Annotated in this window: 24 protein-coding genes; 14 read left to right on the forward strand and 10 right to left on the reverse strand. The window is 65.5% G+C overall.

Annotated elements, in window-relative coordinates; genetic code table 11:
* Positions 1 to 80: 80 nt before the first annotated feature.
* From KYT87_RS22770 to KYT87_RS22780, 3 genes are all read left to right on the forward strand, one after another.
* Positions 81 to 518 (forward strand): GFA family protein, encoded by a 438-nt coding sequence (locus tag KYT87_RS22770; RefSeq protein WP_046804384.1) that lies wholly within the window; start codon positions 81 to 83, stop codon positions 516 to 518.
* 601 nt (positions 519 to 1,119) lie between these two features.
* Positions 1,120 to 1,383, forward strand: coding sequence for a translation initiation factor IF-1 (gene infA, locus KYT87_RS22775; protein ID WP_006221179.1), 264 nt, complete (start codon positions 1,120 to 1,122; stop codon positions 1,381 to 1,383).
* 175 nt (positions 1,384 to 1,558) lie between these two features.
* Positions 1,559 to 1,846: a hypothetical protein gene (locus KYT87_RS22780; RefSeq protein WP_046804383.1), complete on the forward strand. Its 288-nt coding sequence runs from the start codon at positions 1,559 to 1,561 to the stop codon at positions 1,844 to 1,846.
* 33 nt (positions 1,847 to 1,879) lie between these two features.
* Here KYT87_RS22780 and KYT87_RS22785 read toward each other — a convergent pair whose 3' ends face one another.
* The 3 genes from KYT87_RS22785 to mog all read right to left on the reverse strand — a co-directional run bounded on the left by KYT87_RS22785 (position 1,880) and on the right by mog (position 3,789).
* Positions 1,880 to 2,701: a peptidoglycan DD-metalloendopeptidase family protein gene (locus KYT87_RS22785; protein WP_046804491.1), complete on the reverse strand. Its 822-nt coding sequence runs from the start codon at positions 2,699 to 2,701 to the stop codon at positions 1,880 to 1,882.
* A 53-nt stretch (positions 2,702 to 2,754) separates the two neighbouring features.
* A complete protein-coding gene (locus KYT87_RS22790) occupies positions 2,755 to 3,093 on the reverse strand; it encodes a hypothetical protein (RefSeq protein ID WP_046804382.1) in 339 nt (112 codons plus the stop codon).
* Between the two features lie 63 nt (positions 3,094 to 3,156).
* Positions 3,157 to 3,789: a molybdopterin adenylyltransferase gene (gene mog, locus KYT87_RS22795; RefSeq protein ID WP_219990903.1), complete on the reverse strand. Its 633-nt coding sequence runs from the start codon at positions 3,787 to 3,789 to the stop codon at positions 3,157 to 3,159.
* Between the two features lie 289 nt (positions 3,790 to 4,078).
* Between mog and KYT87_RS22800 the strand changes: the two genes are divergently transcribed.
* The 4 genes from KYT87_RS22800 (at position 4,079) to KYT87_RS22810 (ending at position 7,743) form a co-directional block, all read left to right on the forward strand.
* Positions 4,079 to 5,203, forward strand: a complete 1,125-nt coding sequence (locus KYT87_RS22800) for a D-alanyl-lipoteichoic acid biosynthesis protein DltD (RefSeq protein ID WP_219990904.1) — start codon at positions 4,079 to 4,081, stop codon at positions 5,201 to 5,203.
* Between the two features lie 52 nt (positions 5,204 to 5,255).
* Positions 5,256 to 5,381 (forward strand): hypothetical protein, encoded by a 126-nt coding sequence (locus tag KYT87_RS29915; RefSeq protein WP_255221300.1) that lies wholly within the window; start codon positions 5,256 to 5,258, stop codon positions 5,379 to 5,381.
* 106 nt (positions 5,382 to 5,487) lie between these two features.
* Positions 5,488 to 6,963, forward strand: coding sequence for an inorganic phosphate transporter (locus KYT87_RS22805; protein ID WP_104144595.1), 1,476 nt, complete (start codon positions 5,488 to 5,490; stop codon positions 6,961 to 6,963).
* Between the two features lie 123 nt (positions 6,964 to 7,086).
* Positions 7,087 to 7,743, forward strand: a complete 657-nt coding sequence (locus KYT87_RS22810; RefSeq protein ID WP_219990905.1) for a DsbA family protein — start codon at positions 7,087 to 7,089, stop codon at positions 7,741 to 7,743.
* Between the two features lie 4 nt (positions 7,744 to 7,747).
* Here KYT87_RS22810 and KYT87_RS22815 read toward each other — a convergent pair whose 3' ends face one another.
* The 3 genes from KYT87_RS22815 to KYT87_RS22825 form a co-directional block, all read right to left on the reverse strand.
* Positions 7,748 to 8,362, reverse strand: a complete 615-nt coding sequence (locus KYT87_RS22815; RefSeq protein WP_120156729.1) for a glutathione S-transferase family protein — start codon at positions 8,360 to 8,362, stop codon at positions 7,748 to 7,750.
* A 70-nt stretch (positions 8,363 to 8,432) separates the two neighbouring features.
* Positions 8,433 to 8,747, reverse strand: coding sequence for a chaperone modulator CbpM (locus tag KYT87_RS22820; RefSeq protein WP_046804377.1), 315 nt, complete (start codon positions 8,745 to 8,747; stop codon positions 8,433 to 8,435).
* A gap of 2 nt (positions 8,748 to 8,749) precedes the next feature.
* Positions 8,750 to 9,691 (reverse strand): DnaJ C-terminal domain-containing protein, encoded by a 942-nt coding sequence (locus KYT87_RS22825; RefSeq protein WP_219992752.1) that lies wholly within the window; start codon positions 9,689 to 9,691, stop codon positions 8,750 to 8,752.
* A gap of 222 nt (positions 9,692 to 9,913) precedes the next feature.
* Here KYT87_RS22825 and KYT87_RS22830 point away from each other — a divergent pair, with 222 nt between their 5' ends.
* From KYT87_RS22830 to fabI, 6 genes are all read left to right on the forward strand, one after another.
* Positions 9,914 to 10,243, forward strand: a complete 330-nt coding sequence (locus KYT87_RS22830; RefSeq protein WP_046804375.1) for a DHCW motif cupin fold protein — start codon at positions 9,914 to 9,916, stop codon at positions 10,241 to 10,243.
* Positions 10,244 to 10,419: 176 nt separating this feature from the next.
* A complete protein-coding gene (yfcF, locus tag KYT87_RS22835) occupies positions 10,420 to 11,055 on the forward strand; it encodes a glutathione transferase (RefSeq protein WP_219990906.1) in 636 nt (211 codons plus the stop codon).
* 261 nt (positions 11,056 to 11,316) lie between these two features.
* Positions 11,317 to 13,956 carry a DUF3141 domain-containing protein gene (locus KYT87_RS22840; protein ID WP_219990907.1) on the forward strand — a complete coding sequence of 880 codons (2,640 nt, stop codon included), beginning with the start codon at positions 11,317 to 11,319 and terminating at the stop codon, positions 13,954 to 13,956.
* Complete coding sequence (locus KYT87_RS22845) at positions 13,953 to 14,897, forward strand: phosphate acetyltransferase (RefSeq protein ID WP_219990908.1); 945 nt, start codon at positions 13,953 to 13,955, stop codon at positions 14,895 to 14,897. The genes KYT87_RS22840 and KYT87_RS22845 overlap by 4 nt, the downstream gene beginning before the upstream one ends.
* 105 nt (positions 14,898 to 15,002) lie before the next feature.
* Entirely contained in the window at positions 15,003 to 16,196 is a 1,194-nt protein-coding gene (locus KYT87_RS22850; protein ID WP_104144600.1) for an acetate/propionate family kinase, read from the forward strand.
* Between the two features lie 26 nt (positions 16,197 to 16,222).
* Positions 16,223 to 17,023, forward strand: coding sequence for an enoyl-ACP reductase FabI (fabI, locus tag KYT87_RS22855; RefSeq protein ID WP_219992753.1), 801 nt, complete (start codon positions 16,223 to 16,225; stop codon positions 17,021 to 17,023).
* Positions 17,024 to 17,025: 2 nt separating this feature from the next.
* Here fabI and KYT87_RS22860 read toward each other — a convergent pair whose 3' ends face one another.
* On the reverse strand, positions 17,026 to 18,717 hold the full coding sequence (locus tag KYT87_RS22860; RefSeq protein WP_185975369.1) for a SulP family inorganic anion transporter: 1,692 nt from the start codon (positions 18,715 to 18,717) through the stop codon (positions 17,026 to 17,028).
* A gap of 340 nt (positions 18,718 to 19,057) precedes the next feature.
* Here KYT87_RS22860 and KYT87_RS22865 point away from each other — a divergent pair, with 340 nt between their 5' ends.
* On the forward strand, positions 19,058 to 20,041 hold the full coding sequence (locus KYT87_RS22865) for a tripartite tricarboxylate transporter substrate binding protein (RefSeq protein WP_219990909.1): 984 nt from the start codon (positions 19,058 to 19,060) through the stop codon (positions 20,039 to 20,041).
* Between the two features lie 102 nt (positions 20,042 to 20,143).
* Here KYT87_RS22865 and KYT87_RS22870 read toward each other — a convergent pair whose 3' ends face one another.
* From KYT87_RS22870 to tkt, 3 genes are all read right to left on the reverse strand, one after another.
* The gene (locus KYT87_RS22870) at positions 20,144 to 21,340 is read right to left on the reverse strand and encodes a phosphoglycerate kinase (protein WP_046804369.1); all 1,197 of its coding nucleotides are present in this window, start codon (positions 21,338 to 21,340) and stop codon (positions 20,144 to 20,146) included.
* 93 nt (positions 21,341 to 21,433) lie between these two features.
* Positions 21,434 to 22,444, reverse strand: coding sequence for a type I glyceraldehyde-3-phosphate dehydrogenase (gene gap, locus KYT87_RS22875; protein ID WP_046804368.1), 1,011 nt, complete (start codon positions 22,442 to 22,444; stop codon positions 21,434 to 21,436).
* Positions 22,445 to 22,458: 14 nt separating this feature from the next.
* Positions 22,459 to 24,495 carry a transketolase gene (gene tkt, locus KYT87_RS22880; RefSeq protein WP_219990910.1) on the reverse strand — a complete coding sequence of 679 codons (2,037 nt, stop codon included), beginning with the start codon at positions 24,493 to 24,495 and terminating at the stop codon, positions 22,459 to 22,461.
* Positions 24,496 to 24,543 lie beyond the last annotated feature (48 nt).

Genomic DNA, 24,543 nt, shown 5'->3' on the forward strand with positions numbered 1-24,543 from the left:
ACAATCGCCGCCGCCGACGGCTTGCAGCCTGGGTCGGCGCGGGTATATTCAGTAAATCCCCCACTCGCTTGGCGCTCATCATGATTACCGGTTCCTGCCTGTGCGGCCGCGTGGCTTACGAGATCAACGGCCCCCTCACCAACGCCCTGAATTGCCACTGCATCATGTGCCGCAAGTCCCACGGCGCGGCTTTCCGCAGCCGTGCTTCGGTGCAAGTGTCTGATTTCAAATGGACCAAGGGCGAAAACCACGTCACCTGGTATGCCTCGTCACCCGGCAGTTATCGCGGTTTTTGCGAAGCCTGCGGCACGCCTTTGCTAAGCCGCTTTGACCAGACGCCCGACACCTATGGCCTGCCGCTGGGCGCGCTGGACGACGACCCGGGCGTCAAGCCCGCCGCGCACTGCCACGTGGCCAGCAAGGCGCCATGGTTCGACATCACAGACGACCTGCCGCAATACCCGGACGACTTCCCCGGCGTAGTCGAACCGGACGCGCAGGCGCAAAACGTCACCTAGGCATTGAAGCGGCGCGATTTGCCCCCATAAATAGAACAGACCGCGCGGGCGGGTGTGCTTGCCCCGGGGCGCCCATGAGTCGTCCAGCAGCAACTATCGCGGCTTTGCCGCAGATAAATACTGGCTAATCGGCGCGCTTTGCAGTAACATAAGTCCGTGATTTTTCCGCAAAAACCGGGCTTCGGTCACTCTGCGTGCCAACCTGTACTCCTTCGGGTCACCCCCCAAGATACCCAGGCTGCCCCCGGTTTGGTTGAACCTTGCCGGGCGACCTTCCTACTGTCGGCGACGTCACGACTGTCCCACGCGCCGCAGCCCTCTGCGCCGCAAGGCACGCAGCAAAAGTTCCAACCCGCTTCTTCCGGTGCTGTGCATTTGCACGGTATCGCGACCAAGCCGCGCCGTGCGCGCACATTGCCCACGCTGCGCGAGTATCCGTCATTTCAGACATCCACCCGGGATGCCGTGGCCATTACCCGCGCTTGCCCGAACGTTTTACGTTCAACCGCTGGACCTGGTTATCTGTGTCCAACGCGCTTGCCGCTTCGTGCGGCGCGTCATGCCGCCGGCCTGGCTGCGCGTATTGATCAAGGAGTAGAGAATGGCTAAAGAAGAACTCATCGAATTGGATGGCATTGTTGACGAAGTGCTGCCCGATAGCCGCTACCGCGTCAAACTGGACAACGGCATCGAAGTTGGCGCTTACGCCTCCGGCCGTATCCGCAAGCACCGCATCCGCATCCTGGCGGGCGATCGCGTCACCCTGGAAATGTCGCCGTATGACCTGACCAAGGGCCGCATCAACTTCCGTCACAAAGACGAGCGCGCACCCGCGCCGCACCGTCCCCAGCAATACCGCCGTTAAGTCAGGACCTCAGGGCCGGCCACAAGGCCGGCTCCCTGTCTTTATGTCGCACCGGTCCGGGGCCTTACCGCCCTTAAGGCCAAACCGCGACATGCCGTAATGCGTGGAACGTCCGTTCGTGAAAAAATGGCAACCCGGTCAGGCGCAATGTCTGGCGGGATACGCATGAAGCAAGATGGATTTCACAGAAGAATTGCAAGCCGCTGCTGACCAGCTTTCCCGGACGCGAAGAAAATTCGCCAAAGGGGAGGAAGGGCTGCGCCTGCTGCGTCAATCGCGCGAGGCGTTCATCAACAGCCTGCGCAACACCGGCCTGACCTACGCCGAAGCCAAGATCAAGTACGACAACTGCCTGGACGAACAGGAAGCCGAACAGCTTCATGTGCGCCAGCAGATGGAATATGCCGAGCGCATGCATCAGTTCGTGCTGAACAAAATCGCGCAGCAGGCCGCCACGGCGTAACGCGCCGGCCGGGCAGCCACGCCCGGCGGTGCATCAGGGCTTGAACGCCCCGATGAAAATGGCGGGATCGACCCGCGCATCGTTCAGGCTGACATTCCAGTGCAGGTGTGGCCCCGTGGCGCGCCCGGTGGCGCCCACCTTGCCCACCACGCCGCCACGCGGCACCTCATCCCCCACCTTCACGTCAATGGCCGACATGTGGCAGAACATGCTGATGAAGCCCTGGCCATGGTCGACGAACACCGTCTTGCCGTTGAAGAAATAATCCCCCACCAACACCACCACACCCGCCGCCGGCGACTTGATCGGCGTGCCCGCGGGCACGGCAAAGTCCAGGCCCGAATGCGGGTTGCGTTCCTGCCCGTTGAAAAAGCGGCGCAGCCCGAACGGGCTGGATAGGCGGCCACCGCTTACCGGGCGGTCCAGCAACAGGTTGCTGGGCGTGACGCCGGCGCGGTAGGTCCGGTTGGCCGCGCTTTGCTCGGCCATTTCGCGTTCGATGCGCTTCATGTCGTCCGGGTTGGGGTCGACCTGACGCGGATTCTTCAAGGTGATGTGCTGCGCCACGTATTCCTTGGCGCCCACCGAGAACGACACCTTGCGTTCGCCGTTGGCATCGCGCACCACGGCCTGCTGCTCGCCCGGTTTGACGCTAAGCGGAATGCCAAGCACGGCGATCCACTGCTTGCCCTCTTCGCGCACCACCATCACGCGGCGGTCCAGGAAGGTGACCTCGGGCGCGCGGTCGGCATCGCCCAGCGGCAGGATGGCAACGCCGCCCGGCACGGGCGCGTTCAGCTTGCGTGAAATAAAGCCTTGCTGCGTGGCGGCGCGCGCCGGCAGGCCGCAAGCCATGGCCGCCACCGCAAGGCCCAGGCGCAGAACGTCGCGGCGCAGGATCAGACGGCTTACAGGCACAGGTTCGCCGGTTCGATGATGCTCTGGTCGCGGCGGGCGATGCGCGTGGACAGGCGCGCTTCGGTCTTGCCCTTCCAGGTAGTCGTGCTGAGCACGGCTTCGACACCCAGGCTGTCTTCCTGGACCAGTTCAAACCCGTTACGGATTTCCTGGCGCTTGAAGTTGACGCCCATGTTCTTCCAGGCGTCGGCCACGCACGTCGTGTAGTCGTCGGCCGTGCGCTGGGTGGCGCCGTAGAAAACGGGGTCGCGCTTGCGCACGTCTTGCACGTTGGCGCAGGCTGACAAAGCGGTCAGGACGGCGAGGGACAGGGCGATGCGAACCTTCATGACGGTAGGACTCTTTAGGCAAATAAGTGGACGGAGCGGCCAAAACTATAACGCAGCAGCCGGTCAGGACTGCGGGGTGCGACGGGCCGATTTGGGACGGAAGGCGTCGATGATCTCGGGGCGGGTCTCGGCGTACGGCCCGCCGATCAGGTCGATGCAATACGGGATCGCGGCGAAGATGCCCGGCGCGATCACCGTGCCGTCATCGCCCTTCAAGCCTTCCAGCGTTTCACGGATGGACTTCGGTTGGCCCGGCAAGTTCACGATCAACGCGGCGTGCGACGGTGTTTCGCGGATGACGGCCACCTGGCGCGACAGGATCGCGGTGGGCACGAAGCGCAGGCTGATCTGGCGCATCTGTTCGCCAAAGCCGGGCATTTCCTTGGTGCCCACGGCCAGCGTGGCCTCGGGGGTGACGTCGCGGCGGGCGGGGCCGGTGCCGCCCGTGGTCAGCACCAGGTCGCAACCGCGGATGTCCACCAGTTCAATCAGTGTTTCGGAAATACGCGCGGGCTCGTCGGGAATCAGGCGGTCCACCGCCTGCCACGGCGACACCAGCGCCGTCCCCAGCCATTCCCGCAAGGCGGGCAGGCCCTGATCCTGGTAAACGCCGGTGGCGGCGCGGTCGGAGACGGACACCAGGCCGATGATCAGGTCGTCGGGATGGCGGCGGGCGATTCGGGTGGGCGTGGTCATAGGCGGTGGCGATGGCTGAAAGCGACAAGGGGGAACGGGTGCGCCGGGCAATAAGGCGGGCGGCGCGGCGGTCAATCATGGAAATCCAGAAGACGGCCGCGATGACGATGCTATCGCATTCTTTCCCAGGAGAAAGGCGTCCACGCCCCCACCAACCCGCTCGCGGACGTGTGGCAAAAAAGCGAATCGTCCGTGGCCCCGGTTTCGCGCGCTTGTTTGCGTCATGGGGGCTGGATAACATCCGCTAACAAAATACTTCCCTGGCTGGCCCGTCGCGCCTGTTGTCTCCATGTTCAAACGCACTTTATGGCAGCACGCGCTGGCCGCCGCGCTGGCCCTGACGGCCGCGGTCGCCGCGGGATGGCTCGCCTGGCATACGCTGGCATTGAAAACGGAACCCGTGCCCGCCGCCGCACCGGGCATCTACATTCCCAACCTGGGCAATACGCTGCAAGAACAGACGCGCAACCTGTCGCGCCTGAGCCAGGCACTGCGCACCGGCGACCGGGTGGTGATCCTGGGGTCTTCCGAGCTGACCAGCAACGACCTGCGCTTTGTCCCCTACCGCTATCTGGCCGACGAGTTACAGATGCCGGTGCTGGCCTACGGCCATTCGGGCTTCCAGTCCCTGGGGATGCAGCTGGTGCTGGCTGCACTGGCCGATGACCTGTCGCCCACCTCGCGCGTGGTGGTGATGTTGTCGCCCGGATGGTTCGACGGCGATGGCGGGCTGGGCGCTGACGAATTCAAGGAACACGCCAACCCGCTGCTGCCCCGGCTGCTCAAGCAACCCGAAGGCCGCGCCGAACTGGCACGCTGGCTGCGCGACAAAGGTGATGCGGGCGTGGCCTGGTCGATGATGACCGAGCAGGCCTATGTTTTCAGGCAACGGCTGGTCGACCTGTGGACACCGGCCCATGCCGCCCCCGCCCCCGAGCGGGAACGCGAGGGCCCCGCTGCTGCTGCCCGCGTGGTGGATTGGGACGCACTGGCCGAAGAGGCGCAACGTGCCGAGCAGGACTTGATGACCGGCAACCGCTACGCGGTGCGGGACGACTTCTTCAACAAATACCTGCGGACCCTTCCCGAGGGCGGCAAAACCGCGTACCTGCCGCAACCCCTGACAGGCCGCGACGAACTGCGCGAACTGACCGCCCTGATGGCGCTGCTGCACCAGCATGGCGTGAATGCGCTGTTTGTCATGCAGCCGCTGCACCCGATGGTCTTCAAGGACCTTAACCGTTTTCAGCCCGTGCAAGAGGAAGTGGGCGCCCTGTGCCGGCGCTATGCGATGACGTGCATGGATATGTACGACGCCCCCTTTGAAGTGGGCATGCTGCGCGACGTGCAGCACCTGGGCGAGCTCGGCTGGCTGCGGGTGAACCAGAAGATTGCCCAGGTGTTCCGGCCATGACCCCTGCCCGCCCCGCCCCTGGCCAGACCTTTCCCGCTGGAGGGATGCCGCGATGAAAAGAACGCTGTGGCTGTGCCTGCTTTACCTCGGCGTGTTCGCCGTGCTGCTGATCCAGGCGGACACCTCCGCCAATCTGGGCAAGCCGATGGAGATCGAGTTCCAGTATTCGAAATTCTGACGGCGCGCCCCCAGGGCGGGGAAAATTGGTTTTCCAACGCAACCAGGGCCAGGTCACAAATCTGCAATAATCGGCTCCTCACGCCGGAACCTCGCCCCCCGCCTCCATGTTCGACCTCTTCCACGGCCTTGATCTCTGGGTCGGCCTCAGTCTTGTGCTGGCCCTGACATTCGTCCTGGCCTTCGAATTCATCAATGGTTTCCACGACACGGCGAACGCCGTGGCCACGGTCATCTACACCAAGGCCATGCCGCCGCATCTTGCGGTCGTGCTGTCCGGTATCTTCAATTTCCTTGGCGTGTTGCTGGGCGGCGTGGGCGTTGCCTACGCCATCGTGCACCTGCTGCCGGTGGAATTGCTGATCAACGTGGACACCGGCCGCGGGCTGGCCATGGTGTTCGCCATGCTGGCCGCCGCCATCGCCTGGAACCTGGGCACCTGGTACTTCGGTATCCCCGCGTCCAGTTCGCACACGCTGATCGGCTCGATTCTTGGCGTGGGCCTGGCCAATGCACTGATCACCGACCTGCCGCTGGGCGAGGGGGTCAACTGGGGCAAGGCCGTGGACATCGGCATGTCGCTGGTGGCCTCGCCAATAGCCGGATTCATCGTCGCGGGCGGCTTGCTGTTGCTGCTCAAGCGCTGGCTGCCCACCTCCAAGATGCACAAGACGCCCGAACAGCGCCGCGCCATCGACAACAAGAAGCACCCGCCGTTCTGGAACCGGCTGGTGCTGGTGCTGTCGGCCATGGGCGTGAGCTTTGTGCACGGGTCCAACGACGGGCAGAAGGGCATCGGCCTGATCATGCTGGTGCTGATCGGCATCGTGCCGGCCAACTTCGTGCTGGATACGACCAGCACCACCTACCAGATCGAACGCACCCGCGATGCCGCGAACCACCTGAACGTGTTCTACCAGCGCAACGAAGCCATGCTGGGCGACTTCCTGGCGCTAAAGCGGGCGCCGGCTGCGTCCGACCTGCCGCGCAACTTCCGCTGCGACCCCGAATTGACCGTGCCCACCATCGCCGCGCTGCAAACGGACCTGGCCGGTGTCGCCAACTACGCCGATCTGTCGGCCGACAAGCGCATCGACGTGCGCCGCTACCTGCTGTGCCTGGACGATACCGCCAAGAAGGTGGCGCGCATCGAAGGGCTGCCCGCCCGCGAACGCGCCGACCTGCAACGGCTGCGCGCCGACCTGACCGCCACCACCGAATACGCCCCCTTCTGGGTGATCGTGGCAGTGGCCCTGGCGCTGGGCGCCGGCACCATGGTGGGATGGCGCCGCGTGGTGCTGACGGTGGGCGAAAAGATCGGCAAGCAGGGCATGACCTACGCGCAAGGCATGTCGGCGCAGGTGACGGCCGTGGCAGCCATCGGGCTGGCCAACGTGTTCAGCCTGCCGGTATCGACCACCCACGTGCTGTCCTCGGGCGTGGCCGGCACCATGATCGCCAACAAGAGCGGCCTGCAAGGCAATACGGTGCGCAACATCCTGCTGGCCTGGGTGCTGACGCTGCCCGCCTCGATGGCATTGGCGGCCGCGCTGTTCTGGATCGGCGTGCAGTTCACCGGTTGACCGGTTGACCGGCTGACCGGCTGACGTCTTTGCCCGCCGTGCGGGCAATCTGCACGGCCGATGCAACACTCTGGCGATCACGTCGGGCTTTTTCCGCCCGCTGCCCGCGTCTACCATCACGCCATGGCTACCCCGACCCCCACCCTGCATTACATCTTCGACCCGCTTTGCGGCTGGTGCTACGGCGCCGCGCCGCTGGTGGACGCCGCCCGCGATATCGCCGGCCTGCACGTGGCGCCGCATGGCGGCGGCATGATGACCGGCGGCAACCGCCAGCCCGTCACCGACGCGCTACGCCGCTATGTCATGCCGCACGACGAACGCATCGCCGGCCTGACCGGCCAGGTCTTCGGCAGGGACTATTTCGACGGCCTGCTGCGCGACAGCGGCGCGGTGTTTGACTCCGAGCCCCCCACCACCGCCATCCTCGCCGCCGAGCAGCTTGACGGGCGCGGGCTGGACCTGCTCAAGCGCTTGCAGCACGCCCACTACATAGAGGGCCGCCGCATTGCGGACCCGGCCGTGCTGGGCGTCCTGGCGCGCGACATCGGACTGGACGGCGCAGCGTTCGACGCCGCCTATGGCGCGGCGCAAGGAGCCGACACGGCAGCGCACATCGCGGCCAGCCGGCAGCTGCTAGCCAGGGTAGGCGGCAGCGGTTTCCCCACGTTTGCGCTGGAGCTCGGTGGCGTTTACACGCTGCTGGAACCGGCTCGCTACCTGGGCCGCCCCGCCCAATGGCAGGCCGACCTGCGGCAACGGATCCAAGCGGCGGCTTAGGCGGTCAGGACTCTTCGATGTCGCCGTCGCGTTGCAGGGCCCGGTGCATGGCCGGGCGCGCGGCCAGGCGTTCGATGTAGCCGTTGAACACGTCCGATTCGGCAATCACGTTCACCTGCATCATGTATTGCAGCGAACCGCCCAGCACGATGTCCACGGCTGAAAACGCGTCGCCCAGGAAAAAGGGCCGGGCTTGCAACACGCGGGTCAGGACCTGTTCGACTTCGTCGGCCGACCCCCACCCCGGTGCGCCCGCATGATGCGGCTGCTTGAAGGCGCGTTCGACCATGGCCGGCTCGAACACCCCGGTGGAATACGCCAACCAGGTCAGATACGGGCCACGATTGGGGTCGCCGATGCGCGGACCCAAGCCTTTCTCGGGGAACAGATCCGTCAGGTACAGCGCGATGGCAGGGGTTTCAAAGATGGGCACACCGTCGTGCACCACGGCCGGCACCTTGCGGTGCGGATGAATGTCGATGTAGTCGGCGGGCATGTGCCCGGCGCTGTCGGTGCCCCGGATGGACACCATTTCGGTGTCGTACGGCACACCCAGTTCTTCAAGCAGCCACAGAACCCGGAACGAGCGCGAACGCGGCGCATGGTAGAGCGTAAGCATGGTCGGCCTCCTTTGGACACCGACCATTTTGCCTGCGCTTGCGCACGGGCGAAAGACGTCAGATTGCGGATTATTCCGCCGCGCCCAAGGCCCGCAATTGCGCTTTCAGCCGCCGCACTTCCTGGCTCAGGTCCAGGATCAGCGCCACGGCATCCAGGCTGGCGCCGAAATCGTGCTCAAGCTTGCGAGCATGCAGCGCGCGCTGCAAGTCCATGCTGTAGAAGCACCATTGCTCGGGTTGGCGGCCGTCGGCGTTGACGATGCCGACCTCGACCAATTGGGCTACCCATTCCACTTCCGCGTTGCAGGCGCGCGCCAGATCATGGGCGCTGAGCGGCTGGGATTTGCCCACGACGGTGGCGCTGGTGATGACAACTTTGTTCATGGTCAAACCCCCATGTGGCGTCGCGGGTTGAACGGCGCATCCTGTTGCAGCTTGCGGTAGGCCGCCTTGGCCGCCTCGCTATCGGCGGGCGGCAACACCAGGTCCAGCACCAGATACAGGTCGCCCGGGGGATCACCGGGAATGCCGCGGCCGCGCAGGCGCAGCTTGCGGCCGTTGCCGGACCCCGCCGGAACCGAGACTTCCACCGTGCCGCCGGGCGTGGGCGCGTTCACTTTCGCGCCCAGCGCGGCTTCCCAGGGCGCCACCGGCAGGGTCATGTAAAGATCACGGCCATCGGCGCGGTAGCGCGAATTCGGCTTGAAGCGCACCTCCAGATACAGGTCGCCGTTTTCGCCGCCGCCGTAGCCGGGCATGCCTTGCCCCGACAGGCGGATGTACTGGCCTTCGCGTACGCCCGCGGGGATGCGCACGCTCAGGGTGCGCGTTTTCATCTGTGGGCGTCCCTGCTCGTCCATTTCCATGGACCGCAGGCTGATGTCGCGCGTGGCGCCCTTGAGCGCGTCTTCCAGGTCCACTTCGATGGCGGCGTGATGGTCGTCCCCGCGCGCACGAAACTCCTGCTGGCGCGCGCCGCCGCGTTGCCCGCGGCCGCCGAACAACGACGAAAAAAAGTCGCTGAACTGCGCCTCGTCGCCGGGCGCCGCGCCTCGGTGGAATTCGAAACCTTCGTCCCATCCGGGCGGGGGCTGAAAGCCACCGTCGGGCGACACGCCGGCGGCCAGGTTGTCATAGGCCAGCCGCTTTTCCTGGTCGCGCAAGACGTCATAGGCTTCGTTGACGTCGCGCATGCGGGTCTCGGCGTCGCTTTCCTTGCTGACGTCGGGATGGTATTTGCGGGCGAGTTTGCGGTATGCGCGCCGGATCTCGTCTTCCGACGCGCCGCGCTCCACCCCGAGAATGCTGTAGTAGTCCTTGAACTCCATATGCCAGCTCACCTTAAGGGTTTCGGCCGCCGCGGGCTGTGCCGTATCCGGCCTGGGATATCAAGAAGATAGGGGTTGCGGACCGATTTATCAATGCGCAATATCAGACCAAGTCGCGGATGCGGCCTGTCACCCGAGTGGCGTAGTATCTGTTTTTACCGGTGCTGTTACCGGCGTTTTACCGGTGGCCCCGCCACCGCCCTACCCCACGCAGGATCCACGATGAAGATGAGCAACATCCCCTTCGGCACCACGGACTGGTCCGAAGTCGAACGCACCGAACACGCCGGCGACACGGGCATGGCCTACTGGCGCACCCGCCAATTTGGCGACGTGCGCGTGCGCATGGTCGAATACACGGCGGGCTACCTGGCCGACCACTGGTGCACCAAGGGACACATCCTCTTCTGTCTGGAAGGCGAGCTGCACACTGAACTGGAAGACGGCCGCCAGTTCGTGCTGACCCCCGGCATGAGCTACCAGGTGGCCGACCAGGCCGAGCCGCACCGTTCGTCCACCACCACGGGCGCCAAGCTCTTCATCGTGGATTGATCCCGCCGGCGCAACGAGCGCAGCGAGCGCAACGATGCAATGCCACGGGGACGCACTGACGCGGCCACGCGACACGCAAAATTGCAGTTGCGTTACGCTTTGAAAATCATGCGGCACACCGCCGCGTGTCGATGCATTGCCACCTGCCAGACCCCTCGCCTGACCGGAGACTAGATTTGGGCGCCCCGATTACGCTTTACGTTGATTCCCAGTTCCTTAGCCCCTACGCCATGTCGGTGTACGTGGCGCTGACCGAAAAGCAATTGCCTTTCGAAGTGCGCCCCATCGACCTGAACGCCGGCGAGCAGCGGATGCAGCCCTACCAATGTCGGGCGCTGACTGCCCGGGTCCCCGCGCTGACGCATGACGATTTCAACCTGACGGAATCCAGCGTCATCGCCGAATACCTGGAAGAGGTTTTTCCCGCTCCAAAGCACGCCGCGCTGTATCCGTCGGGGGTGCGCGAACGCGCCCGCGCCCGCCAGTTGCAGGCGTGGCTGCGCAGCGACCTGGCCCCCTTGCGCCAGGAGCGCCCCACCGAAACCGTGTTCTACGACACCCCGGGGCAGCCCTTGTCGGACGCCGCGCATGCTGCCTCGGCCAAGCTGACACAGGTGGCCAGCTATCTGATCGGGGTGGGCCAGACCACGCTGTTCGACGATTGGTGTATTGCTGACCTGGACCTGGCCGTGATGCTCAAGCGCCTGGCGCTGGATGATTTGCCCGACCCGTTGCGCGCCTACGTCGACGCGCAGTGGCAACGCTCGTCTGTTCGGAAATGGCTGGAGCACAACGCCGCCGCGCGCGACTAAGCGCCTGTTCCCGCCACGGCGCCGTGGCAGCAGCCACTGCACGACCGTCTTGCAAGCGACGCTGCCGCCCACCGGGGTCCGGCAGCGTTGTCGGACACATCTGAAAAGCAGGGACGCTTAACGCTTTTTTGCAGGCCCCCCTCCGACTTATGTTGCGGCGCAGCATTCGTTGCGGTGTAATGGGGAGGTCAACTTGGCCGGTTCCACTCGGGGCCGGCCCGGCGGCACGTCGCCGCCGGAAGCAACTTACAGGAGATCGCCATGGCCGATTCCGGCAACGATCGCGTCCCCGCCCCGCCCATGAACCCCTGGACGGCCGCCTACGAATACGCCTTGGACGCCTGGCAACGCGGCGTGCTCTACGCCGACGTGCTGCGCCAGCGCGGCAACCAGTACCACGACCACATGGCCAAGCGCGCGCCCAACGTGCTGAGCATGGAGTCCGAGTTTGTGCTGGACGGCCGCGAACTGCCCCGCCCCGTCAACTACGGGCTGCTGCGCATCAAGCCGCCCGAAGGCGTGGAAACCGACCCGATCAAGCGCCCTTTCCTGGTGGTTGACCCGCGCGCCGGGCACGGCCCGGGCATCGGCGGCTTCAAGCCCGAAAGCGAAATCGGCGTAGCCATTCGTGCCGGCCACCCCTGCTACTTCGCCACCTTCCTGCCCCAGCCCATGCCGGAGCAGACCGTCGAAGACGTGATGATGGCCGAAGCGCGCTTCCTGGAAGAAATCATCGCGCTGCATCCCGATGCGGAAGGCAAGCCCGTGGTGGTGGCCAACTGCCAGGCCGGCTGGCAGATCATGATGACCGCCGCCATACGCCCCGAACTGTTCGGCCCGATCATCGTGGCCGGCGCCCCGCTGTCGTACTGGGCGGGCTGGCGCGGGATGAATCCCATGCGCTATTCCGGCGGCTTGCTCGGGGGCAGCTGGCTGACGGCAATGACCAGCGACCTGGGTAACGGCAAGTTCGACGGCGCCTGGCTGGTGCAGAACTTCGAAAACCTGAATCCCGCCAATACGCTCTGGTCCAAGCAGTACAACCTGTATTCCAAGGTGGACACCGAGGCCCAGCGCTACCTGAGCTTTGAAAAATGGTGGGGCGGCCACGTCTTCTTGAACGGCCCCGAAATCCAGTACATCGTGGACAACCTGTTCGTGGGCAACCGCCTGGCCACGGCTGGCCTGGTGACCTCGGATGGCATCCGCATCGACCTGCGCAATATCCGTTCGCCCATCGTGGTGTTCTGCTCGAAAGGCGACAACATCACGCCCCCGCCGCAAGCACTGGGCTGGATCCCCGACCTGTACCAGAACGAAGCCGAAGTGCTGGCTCATGGCCAGACCATCGTCTATGCCGTGCACGAAAGCATCGGCCACCTGGGCATCTTCGTGTCGGGCAGCGTGGCCCGCAAGGAACACCAGGAGTTCACGTCGAACATCGACATGATTGACGTCCTGCCGCCGGGCATCTACGAGGCCGAAATCGCCGACAAGACGCCCGACACGCCCAACGCCGACCTGGCATTCGGCAACTACGTGCTGTCGTTCGAGCAGCGCACGCTGGATGATGTGCGCACCATTGTCGACCGCAAGGAAGAGGACGATCGGCGCTTTGCCGCCGTGGCCCGCATTTCGGACATCAACCTGGGCATGTACCGCAGCTTCGTGCAACCGTGGCTGCGCGCCATGGTCACGCCGCAGTCGGCGGAATGGGCGCAACGACTGCATCCGCTGCGCCTGCCCTACGAGCTGATTTCGGACCGCAACCCGGCCATCGCGCCCATTGCGAAGGTGGCGGAACAGGTTCGCGCGCACCGCCAGCCGGTGTCCGAGTCGAACCCGTTCTTGATGGCGCAGGAAATGTTCTCGAACTGGGTCGAAACCAGCCTGAACATCTGGCAGGAAATGCGCGACTCGGCGGACGAACGCACGTTCATGGGCGTGTACGGATCGCCGCTGGTGCAGGACCTGGCCGGGCTGGGCGCACGGTCCGGCCCCCCGCGCAAGCACCCGGGCGTGTCGCCCGAGCATCGCCGCTTCATGGAAGAACGCACGGCGGACCTGCGTTCGCTGTTGCAGGAAGGCGGCCTGCGCGTGGCCGCGATCCGCATGCTGCTGTACGTGTCCGGCGCGGAAGGCGGTCTGGACGAACGCAGCTTCGCACTGATCCGCAAAGTGCGCGCCGAGTCCGACAACGCCATGACGCTACAGGAGTTCAAGGACACCATACGCGACCAGGCCCTGATCCTGACGCTGGATTCCGATGCGGCCATTCAGGCCATGCCGCGCCTGCTGGACAAGTCATCGCCGGCCGCGATTCGCGACGCGCTGAACACCATGAAGCACGTGCTGGAAGCGGCCGAACCGCTGAGCCCGGCCGCGCGCGAAAGCCTGACGGAAATGGAGCGCATCTTCGAAGCCGCCGAACGCCGCGCACAGAAGCGCGAGCAGACCCACGCGCCCGCGCAGCTGACGTTGGCCCCGTCGCCGACCGCGCCTTCGTTGAGCTTGATCGACGCAGCCGCCCAGGTACCGGCCAAAACCGCCAAGCCGCACCCGGCAGCCGCCAAATCGGCGGAAGACTCGGTGGCGAAGTCGGCACCGAAGTCGGCACCGAAGTCCGCTGGAAAGCCCGCCGCAAAGTCGGCTGCAAAGTCGGCTTCAAAGTCTGCCGCAAAGTCCGCCGCAAAGTCCGCAACCCCGGCCACCGCAAGGTCCGATGCCAAGCCTGCCGCGAACAGCACCGGCAAGACAGCCGGGAAGCCGGCTGACACGGCCGGGGCCAAACCCGCCGCAAAGACCGCGGCCAAGCGCGCGGCAAAGCCCGCCGCCAAGTCCGCGTCCAAGTCCGCCGGTAACGCCGGCGCCGGTCAACCCGCCAAGGCCAAGCGCGCATGACACTGCCTACCTCGACGCATTACGACACGCTGATCGCGCGCGCCCAGACGCTGGAGCCGGCCTTCTGCGCCATCGCCCACCCTTGCGACGAACCGTCTTTGTCGGCCGCCCTGGAGGCGCGTGACCTGGGCTTGCTGCACCCCATCCTGGTGGGGCCGGAACAGAAGATCCGCGATACCGCCGCGCAGTTCAAGCTGAACCTGGGCGATGCCCGTATCGTGGATGTGCCGCACAGCCACGCTGCCGCCGAAACCGCCGTGGCGCTGGTGCGCAACGGCGAGGCCACGCTGCTGATGAAGGGCAGCCTGCACACCGACGAACTCATGCACGAAGTCGTCGCGCGCACAACGGGGCTGCGCAGCGGCCGGCGCATCAGCCATGTATTCATCATGGAGGTGCCCACCTATGCCGGCCCGCTGTTCATCACGGACGCGGCCATCAACATTTTTCCGGACCTGGAAACCAAGGCCGACATCATCCGCAACGTGATCGACCTGCATCACGGGCTGGGGCTGGGCGAGCCCCGCGTGGCGATACTGTCGGCGGTGGAACAGGTCACGCCCAATATTCCCAGCACCATCGAAGCGGCGGCCTTGTGCAAGATGGCCGATCGGGGGCAGATCGCGGGCGGCCTGCTGGACGGCCCCCTGGCGCTGGACAACGCCATCAGCCCCGAGGCGGCGCGCATCAAAGGCATTCGGTCGCCCGTGGCGGGCGTGGCGCAGGTATTGGTCGTGCCCGATCTTGAAGCGGGCAACATGCTGGCCAAGAACCTGACGTTCCTGGCCAACGCCGAAGCGGCGGGCATCGTGCTGGGCGCACGCGTGCCCATCATCCTGACCAGCCGCGCCGACAGCCCGCGTTCGCGGCTGGCCTCGTGCGCGGTGGCGGCCATCTACGCGCACCACCTGAGCCAGTTGGCGGCCCGCCCGCTGATCTGACGCGCGCCTATTGCCGCAAGTATTGCCGCCCCTGTTGCCGCCCCTGTTGCCGCCCCTATTGCCGCACCTCTCGCCGCTCCCCTACCACCACCGGAACCCAGAGCCATGAGTGACACCCGCGACACCATCCTCGTCATCAATGCCGGCAGTTCCAGCATCAAGTTCTACCTGTACGACGTCGACGGCAACGAGCAACTTGCGCCGCGCCTGGGCGGGCAGCTTGAGGGCATCGGCACGTCGCACCCCAAGCTGCGCGTACGTGACGCGGCGGGCCAGACACTGGTGGAACGCGACATCGCGCCCGGCCATGCGCCCGACGTGCCCAACGCGCAGGAAGTCGTGGGCACGTGGCTTAGCGGCCATCTGGGCGGCACGCCGCTGGCGGTGGGCCATCGGGTGGTGCATGGCGGGCCTGATCTGTCCGAACCCGTGCTGATCGACGACGGTGTGCTGGCCAAGCTGGACACGTTCACGCCGCTGGCTCCGCTGCATCAGCCCAACAACCTGGCGCCCATCCGCGTCATCCGCGAGCGTCGGCCATGGATACCGCAAGTGGCGTGCTTCGATACCGCGTTTCATCGCAGCCATTCCGACGTGGCCGACCGCTACGCGCTGCCCGAATCGCTGTACCAGGAAGGCGTGCGCCGTTATGGCTTTCACGGCCTGTCCTATGAATACATCGCGCAGCGCTTGAAGCAGGCACTGCCCGAGCTGGCCATGGGCAAGATCATTGCCGCGCACCTGGGTTCCGGCGTGTCCGCCTGCGCCATGCATGAAGGCAAAAGCGTGGACAGCACGATGGGCTTCACGGCGTTGGAAGGCCTGCCCATGGGCACGCGCCCGGGCCGGCTGGATGCGGGCGTGGTGCTGTGGATGATGGAACGCGGCATGGACCATGACCAAATCGAACACCTGCTGTATCACGACTGCGGCATGAAGGGCCTGTCCGGCATCAGCAACGACATGCGGGAACTGCTGGCCAGCGACGCGCCCTCGGCCCAGTTGGCGTTGAAGTATTTCGCGTGGCGCGTGGCCGAAGGCATCATCGGCATGGGCTGCGCCATGAACGGCATCGACGGCATCGTCTTTACCGCCGGCGTGGGCGAGAACTCGCCCCAGATCCGGCAGATGATCGTGGACCACTGGGGCTGGCTGGGCATCAAGCTGGACCCCGAGCGCAACGCCCATCAAGGCCCGCGCATTTCCAGCGACGACAGCCGCATCGGCGTCTACGTGGTGCGCACGAACGAAGAGCTGATCATCGCGCAGCACACGCTGGCTTTGGTGCGCCAACGATGAGCAAGCCAACAATGAGCAAGCCGACGATGAACTCCGCCGCCCCCGCCCCCTCCTCTAGCGCGGCGCTGCCGCTGGCCGGCAAGCGCGGCCTGGTCACCGGCATCGCCAATGCGGACTCCATTGCCTGGGGCTGCGCCAAGGCGTTTCGCGCCATGGGGGCCGAACTGGCCGTGACCTATCTGAATGACAAGGCGCTGCCCCACGTCGAGCCGCTTGCGCGCCAGGTGGATGCGCCCTTGCTGATGCCGCTTAACCTGCTGAACGACGGCGAACTCGAAGCCGTGTTCGACCGCATCACGGCCGAATGGGGACAGCTGGATTTCGTGCTGCATTCCATTGCGTTCGCCCCGCGCGCCGACCTGCACGGCCGCGTTACCGACTGCTCGCGCGAAGGCTTCCTGCAAGCCATGGACGTGTCGTGCTGGTCTTTCATCCGCATGGCGAAACTGGCCGAACCGTTGATGAAAAAAGGCGGCGCGCTGTTCTGCATGAGCTACTACGGCTCGCAGATGGTCGTCGAGCACTACAACATGATGGGTCCGGTCAAGGCCGCGCTGGAATCCGCCACGCGCTACCTGGCCGCCGAGCTTGGGCCGCAGGGCATCCGGGTGCACGCGATATCACCCGGGCCATTGAAAACGCGCGCCGCATCGGGCATTGCCGAATTCGATGCCCTGCTGGACCGCGCGCAATCCAAGGCGCCCGCGCGCAGCCTGGTGTCCATCGACGACGTGGGCGAAGCCACCGCCTGGCTGGCCACCGACGCCGCGCGCCTGATGACGGGCCAGACGCTGTATATCGACGGCGGTTATCACATCATCGATTAGGCTCAGGCCAAGGTGGCCGGCGGCGCCTGGCGCCAGCGCTCGATCGCATCGACCGCCTGTTCCGGGGTGCCGAAGATCTTGTCGCGGCCGATCTTCTTGACCAGCCCCGAACGCTCAAGCGCCATGCGGAACTGGCCGTGCCCGCCCGCCAGCAACAAGGTGATGTTGCGGGCGTCCAGTTCGCGCTTCAGTTCATAAAGCGCTTCCACCGCATCGGCATCCGCCTGCGTCATGGCCTCGGCATCCAGCACGAACCACTGGGTGTCGGCCGCCGCCTGCTCGATAACGTCGCGCGCGCGGCGCCGAAACGCATCGGCGTTGAAAAACCAGATCGACGATTCAAACAACCAGATCACCGTGCCGGGCACGGGATGCGCATCTGGATTCAGGTGCAGCTTGCCCAATACGGACTCGCCGGGCAGCCGGCCCAGCAGCGCATCGCGCGGGTTGCCCGACACATACATCGCGTACAGCAAGGTCGCCCCCACCGACACCGCCACGCCCCGCAGCACGCCAAAGCCCACCACGCCCACGGCAGCCAGGATGCCAAATGCCAGTTCGATGCGGGAAATTCGCGCCAGGCGCAGGAAGGCCTTGACGTCGAACAGGCTGGCGGCGGCCAGCAACAAGATGGCCGACAGCACCGCCTGTGGCAGCCAGAACAAGGGCGCGCTCAACAGGCCCACCACGATGGCCAACGCCAAGGCGGCGCTGACGCTGACCAGCGGCGACGAGCCGCCCGCCACCAAGCCCACCGCCGTCCGCGAATCCGCGCCCGTCACCACAAAACCCTGGAACAGACCGGCCGCCACATTGGCCGCGCCGAAGCCCACCAGCTCGCGGTTGGGGTCCACGTGTTCGCCCGTACGCGCCGCAAAGCTGCGCGCGGTGACGATGCCGCTGGAAAAGCTGACCACCAGCACGCCCGCCGCGCCCAGCAGAATGCTGTCGACCCCCTCAAGCCGAACCGGCAGGCTGATGCCCGGCAAGCCGGCGGGCACCTCGCCCACCACCGCGATGCCCAGGCTGGGAAAATCGAATAGCCATGACAACAGGCAGCCGCCCACCACCAGCAAGATGGGTCCCGGCCAGGTCGGGCGCCAGCGCTTGAAGGCCACCAGCAACAGGCAGGACGCCAGCCCGAGGCACAGTGTGGGAATCTGGATCTCCTGGATACGGCGCGATAGCTCAAGGAAGGGGTGCACCAGGCCGCTGTTGCGCAGCCCCACCCCCGTCAGCCCGCTCAGTTGCGACAGCCCCAGCGTGATCGCCACGCCCGCCATGTAGCCGATCAGCACGGGGCGCGACAGCAGGTTGGCCAGAACGCCCAGCCGCAGCACGCGCGCAATCAGGCAGCCGACCCCCACGGTCAATGCAATGCCGGTGGCGGCCACCAACCGGTCTTCCGGGGAGGTCAGCGCCATGCCGGTCAAGGTGGCGGCGATAAGGGTGCAGGTGGCCGTGTCCGGCCCCACGATCAGCGTGCGCGACGAGCCGAACAAGGCGTAGCCCAACATGCCCGCAATGGCGGCCCACAGCCCGGCCACGGGCGGCACGCCCATCATCGCCGCGTAGGCCAGGCCCACCGGCAGGCCGACGGCGGCCACGCTTAAGCCGGCCATGATGTCGCGTCGTGCCGATTCCCGCGTCATGCCGCGGAAATTATTCAGGCCGGGAAAAAAACGTAGGTTCATGATGCTGCAAGCGACCTGATCGAAGAGACTGCGCGACAACACGCATAGACGGTCAAGGCTACACCAAGGCCAAGCCACGGCAACGGCTTCAGATCAAGTCGCCACGAAATCAGGCGGGCTTTTTCGCCAGCTTCAGAAAAACACGCCGGGGTTCGACGATCCAAAACATTCCCAAAAGGAATGAAGATCGTTGCGTTTTTATCTCTTTTATCGAAATGCCGGATTGCGTAGAGTCCTTCGGCATAAGAAAAGCGGCGCCACGCCGCACCATCGCACACCGACACGGCCTACCGCCCTTGCCACCCGGCGCGGACCCAAGGCCGGCATTTCAGGAGACTCCATGTCCTTGCCCATTCTTCGGCGCGTCAGCCGCGCCCTGGTTCTGGCCGCGCTTGCCGCCGGCATCGCCCCCGCTGTCCACGCCCAGACTTACCCCGAGCGCCCCATCAAGCTGGTGGTGCCCTGGCCCCCGGGCGGCGCCACCGATTCCCTGGCGCGCCTGCTGGCGCAACGCCTGACCGACCGCTTGGGCCAGACGGTGATCGTGGACAACAAGGCGGGCGCGGGCGGCAATATCGGCACGGCGTCGTTCGTGCGCGAAAAGGCCGACGGCTACACGTTGCTGATGGCCACCAGTTCGACCAACGCGGCAAACCCGCATCTGTATTCCCGCCTGGGCTTCGATGCGTCCAAGGACTTTGCGCCCGTGGCTTTCGTGGCCGAGATCCCCAACATTCTGGAAGTGCCCAAGCAATCGCCTTTCAAATCGGTGGCCGACCTGATCGCCGGCGCCAAGGCCGAGCCCGGCAAGTTGAACTACGGTTCGGGCGGCGTAGGGTCTTCGCAGCATCTGGCGGGCGCGATGTTCAAGCATCTGACGGGCGCCGACGTGCTGCACATTCCGTACAAGGGCAGTGGCCCCGCCGTGTCGGATCTGCTGGCCGGGCAAGTCGACATGATGCTGGACACCGGCTCGCTGGCGCAGGTTCAGGCGGGCGCGTTGCGCGCGCTGGCCGTGGCGTCGCATCAGCGTCTGCCGGCACTGCCGGACGTGCCCACGTTCGAGGAAGCGGGGGTGCCCAAGATGATCGCGTCGGCCTGGTACGGCATCGTTGCCCCCGCCGGCACGCCGCCCGCCGTGGTGCAGCGCCTGAATAAGGAAGTGAACGCCGTGGTGGCCGAGCCCGAGGTCAAGCAGCGCATGGAAAGCATGGGCGCGCTGGTACCGGCGGGGCAAACCGCCGAGCAATTCGGCGCCTTCATCCAATCGGAAATCGCGCGCTACGCGGACATCGTGAAAATTTCGGGCGCCAAGTTGGAATAAGCGCTCCGGACACAGATGAAAAAAAACGCCCTGAAATAAAGGGCGTTTTTCATGGAGAACGGCGCGCGGCAAGCGCCACGACTTGGGCGCTGCCGCCCTGCCTTACTCCGCCGCGCGCGCTTCCAGCACGGCCACGGCAGGCAGGGTCTTGCCTTCCAGGAATTCCAGGAACGCGCCGCCGCCCGTCGAGATGTAGCCGACTTGTTCGCCGATGCCGTACTTGGCGATGGCAGCCAGCGTGTCGCCGCCGCCGGCGATCGAAAAGCCGTCCGATTCCGCGATTGCGCGCGCCACCACTTCGGTGCCGTTGGCGAACTGGTCGAATTCAAACACGCCCACCGGACCGTTCCACACAATGGTGCCGGCCTTCTTCAGGATCTCGGCCAACTGCGCCGCGGTCTGCGGGCCGATGTCCAGAATCATGTCGTCATCGGCCACGTCGGTGGCCGCCTTGACGGTGGCTTCGGCGTCCGCGCCGAATGCCTTGGCGCACACCACGTCCACCGGAATCGGCACGGCCGCGCCGCGCTGCTTCATCATGTCGATCACGGCGCGCGCCTGCTCAACCTGGTCGGGTTCCGCCAGCGACTTGCCGATGGGCAGGCCGGCAGCCAGCAGGAAGGTGTTGGCGATACCGCCGCCCACGACCAACTGATCAACCTTGTCGGCCAGCGATTGCAGGATCGACAGCTTGGTCGACACCTTCGAGCCGCCCACGATGGCGACCAGCGGGCGCTTGGGTTCGTGCAGCGCACGGCCCAGGGCGTCAAGCTCGGCTTCCAGCAAGGGGCCGGCGCAGGCCACGGGCGCAAAGCGCGCGATGCCGTGGGTGGTGGCTTCGGCGCGGTGGGCGGTGCCGAAGGCGTCGTTGACGTACACGTCGCACAACGCGGCCATCTTCTTGGCCAGCGCTTCGTCATCTTTCTTTTCGCCGACGTTCACGCGGCAGTTTTCCAGCAGTACGACCTGGCCGTGATCGACCTGAACGCCGTCGACCCAATCGCGCACCAGCTGCACGGGCATGCCCAGCAATTCGGACAGGCGCTGGCCGACCTTGGCGAGCGAATCGGCGTCGGTCAGCACGCCTTCTTTCGGGCGGCCCAGGTGGGACGTAACCATCACGGCGGCGCCGGCGTCCAGCGCCAGGCGGATGCCAGGCACGGATGCACGGATGCGCGTGTCTTCGGAAATGCGGCCGGCGTCATCGAACGGCACGTTCAAGTCGGCGCGGATGAACACACGCTTGCCGGACAGGGCGCCGGACTTGGCCAGCGCGGACAGGGTATTGACCTTGGACATATTTGCTTTCCTACGATAGGCGAACAAAGGGGACGAACCCATTTTCCGCATTGGCGGAAAACAAATCCGTCCCCTATGGACTGACCGTGTTGCTTACTTGGCCGACATCAGCGCGACGGTGGTGTCGAGCATGCGGTTCGAGAAGCCCCACTCGTTGTCGTACCAGGACGAGACCTTGACCAGGCGGCCCGAGACCTTGGTCAGCGACGCGTCAACGGTGCTGGAGGCCGGGTTGTGGTTGTAGTCCACCGAAACCAGGGGCTCGGTGTTGTAGTCCAGGATGCCCTTCAACTCGCCTTCCGACGCGGCCTTCAGGATGCTGTTCACTTCTTCGGCGGTCGTGTCGCGGCTGGCCACGAACGACAGGTCGACCAGCGACACGTTGATGGTCGGGACACGGATGGCGTAGCCGTCCAGCTTGCCGTTCAGTTCCGGCAGCACCAGGCCCACGGCGGCGGCAGCGCCGGTCTTCGTGGGGATCATGCTCATCGTGGCCGAACGCGCGCGGCGCAGGTCTTCGTGGTAGACGTCGGTCAGGACCTGGTCGTTGGTGTAGGCGTGAACGGTCGTCATCAGGCCGTTTTCCAGGCCCAGCTTGTCGTTCAGCGGCTTGACCAGCGGGGCCAGGCAGTTGGTGGTGCACGATGCGTTCGAGATGACCGTGTCGGTCGACTTGAGCACGCCGTGGTTCACACCGAACACGATGGTGGCGTCCACATCCTTGCCGCCCGGGGCCGAGATGATGACTTTCTTGGCGCCGCCCTTGATGTGCGCGCCGGCCTTTTCCTTGGTCGTGAAGAAGCCCGTGCATTCCAGCACGACGTCAACCTTCAGGTCGCCCCAGGGCAGTTCAGCCGGGTTGCGGTTGGCCAGCACGCGGATCTTGTCGCCGTTGACGACCATGAAGTCGCCGTCGACTTCGACGGTGCCCGGGAACTTGCCGTGGGCGGTGTCGTAGCGCGTCAGGTGCGCGTTCGTCTTGGGATCACCCAGGTCGTTGATGGCGACGATTTCGATATCGTGCTTCTTGCCACCTTCGTAGTGGGCACGCAGGATGTTGCGGCCGATGCGACCGTAACCGTTGATGGCGACGCGAATAGTCATACTAAGCTCCTTTTTTACAAAACCTGTTTGACGGTCTCGGCCACCTTGTCGGCGGTCAGCCCGAAGAACTTGAACAATGCGCCGGCCGGGGCGGATTCACCGTAGCGGTCGATGCCGACCACGGCGCCTTCCAGGCCCACGTACTTGTGCCAGAACGCGGTCACGCCGGCTTCGACAGCCACGCGCGGCAGGCCCTTGGGCAGCACGGATTGCTTCCAGGCGGCGTCCTGCTTGTCGAACACGTCGGTGCTGGGCATGGAAACCACGCGCACGGCGATGCCTTCCTTGGCCAGCTGCGCCTGCGCGTCCAGCGCAATGGCCACTTCGGAGCCGGTGGCGATGATGACGGCGCGGGCGCCTTCGGCATCGCGCAACACGTAGCCACCGCGCGCGATAGCGTCCACGGTGGCGGCATCACGGGGCACGAACGGCAGGTTCTGGCGCGACAGCAGCAGCGCGGTCGGGCCGCCGTCGTGCACGTCCATGCCGATGCTGGTCGGGCGCGTCACGGCGGCGTTCCAGGCCACGGCGGTTTCAGCCGTATCGCAAGGGCGCCACAACGACAGGTTGGGGATCAGGCGCAGGCTGGCAGCGTGTTCGATGGATTGGTGGGTCGGGCCGTCTTCGCCCAGGCCGATCGAATCGTGCGTGAACACGTGCACCACGCGCTGCTTCATCAGCGCGGCCATGCGGATGGCGTTGCGCGAGTAGTCCGAGAACGTCAGGAACGTGCCGCCGAAGGGCAGGTAGCCGCCGTGCAGCGCCACGCCGTTCATGATGGCGGCCATGCCGAATTCGCGCACGCCGTAGTTGATGTGACGGCCGAACTGAATGCCCTTGTCGCCGGCGCGAACGGCGCCCACGCCCTTCCAGTCGGTGAAGTTGGAACCGGTCAGGTCGGCGGAACCGCCCAGCATTTCGGGCAGCAACGGCGCCAGCGCGGCGATTGCGAATTGCGAGGCCTTGCGGGTGGCGACGGTTTCGGCCTTTTCCAGCGTTAAGGCCAGGAAAGCCTTGAACTGGTCGGCGTAACCCTCAGGCATTTCGCCCTTCATGCGGCGCGTGAATTCAGCGGCTTCGGCGGGGAACGCGGCGCTGTAGGCGTCAAACGCGGTCTGCCATTCGGCTTGCGCGGCGGCGCCCGACTTGCGGCCATCCCAGCCGTCATACACGTCTTGCGGAATCTGGAACGGTTCCGACGACCAGCCCAGCGCGGCGCGCGTGGCGGCGATTTCGTCCTTGCCCAGCGGCGCGCCGTGCACGTTGTGCGTGCCGGCCATGTTGGGCGAACCCCTGCCGATGACGGTGCGGCAGATCACCAGCGTGGGCTTTTCCGACTGCGAACGCGCGGCCTTGATGGCGGCGTCCACGGCGGCGACGTCGTGGCCGTCAACGCCCCGGATCACGTTCCAGCCGTAGCCTTCGAAGCGCTTGGCGGTGTCGTCGGCAAACCAGTGTTCAACGTGGCCGTCGATCGAGATGCCGTTATCGTCATACAGCACGACCAGCTTGGACAGCTTGAGCGTGCCGGCCAGCGAGCACACCTCGTGCGAGATGCCTTCCATCAGGCAGCCGTCGCCGGTGAAGGCGTAGGTGTGGTGGTCGACGATGGTGTGGCCGGGCTTGTTGAATTCAGCGGCCAGCAGCGCTTCGGCCAGCGCCATGCCCACGGCATTGCCCAGGCCCTGGCCCAACGGGCCGGTGGTCGTTTCCACGCCCGGAGTGATGCCCACTTCGGGGTGACCCGGCGTCTTGGAATGCAGCTGGCGGAAATTCTTGAGTTCGTCGATCGACAGGTCGTAGCCCGTCAGGTGCAGCAGCGCGTAGATCAGCATCGAGCCGTGGCCGTTGGACAGCACGAAGCGGTCGCGGTTGGCCCAGGCGGGATCTTTGGGGTTGTGGCGCAGGTTGCCCGTCCACAAGGCCTGGGCGATTTCCGCCATGCCCATGGGAGCACCCGGATGCCCGGAGTTCGCTTGTTGCACTGCATCCATCGCCAGGGCGCGGATGGCATCCGCCAAGGCAAGTTTAGGGGCGGTCGGATTGCTCATTCGGAAGGCTCTTTGAAGCTGGCGCGCCTACGGGAAATATAGGGGCCA

Source organism: Achromobacter sp. ES-001 (genome assembly GCF_019448355.1).
Taxonomy (GTDB): domain Bacteria; phylum Pseudomonadota; class Gammaproteobacteria; order Burkholderiales; family Burkholderiaceae_B; genus Achromobacter; species Achromobacter spanius_B.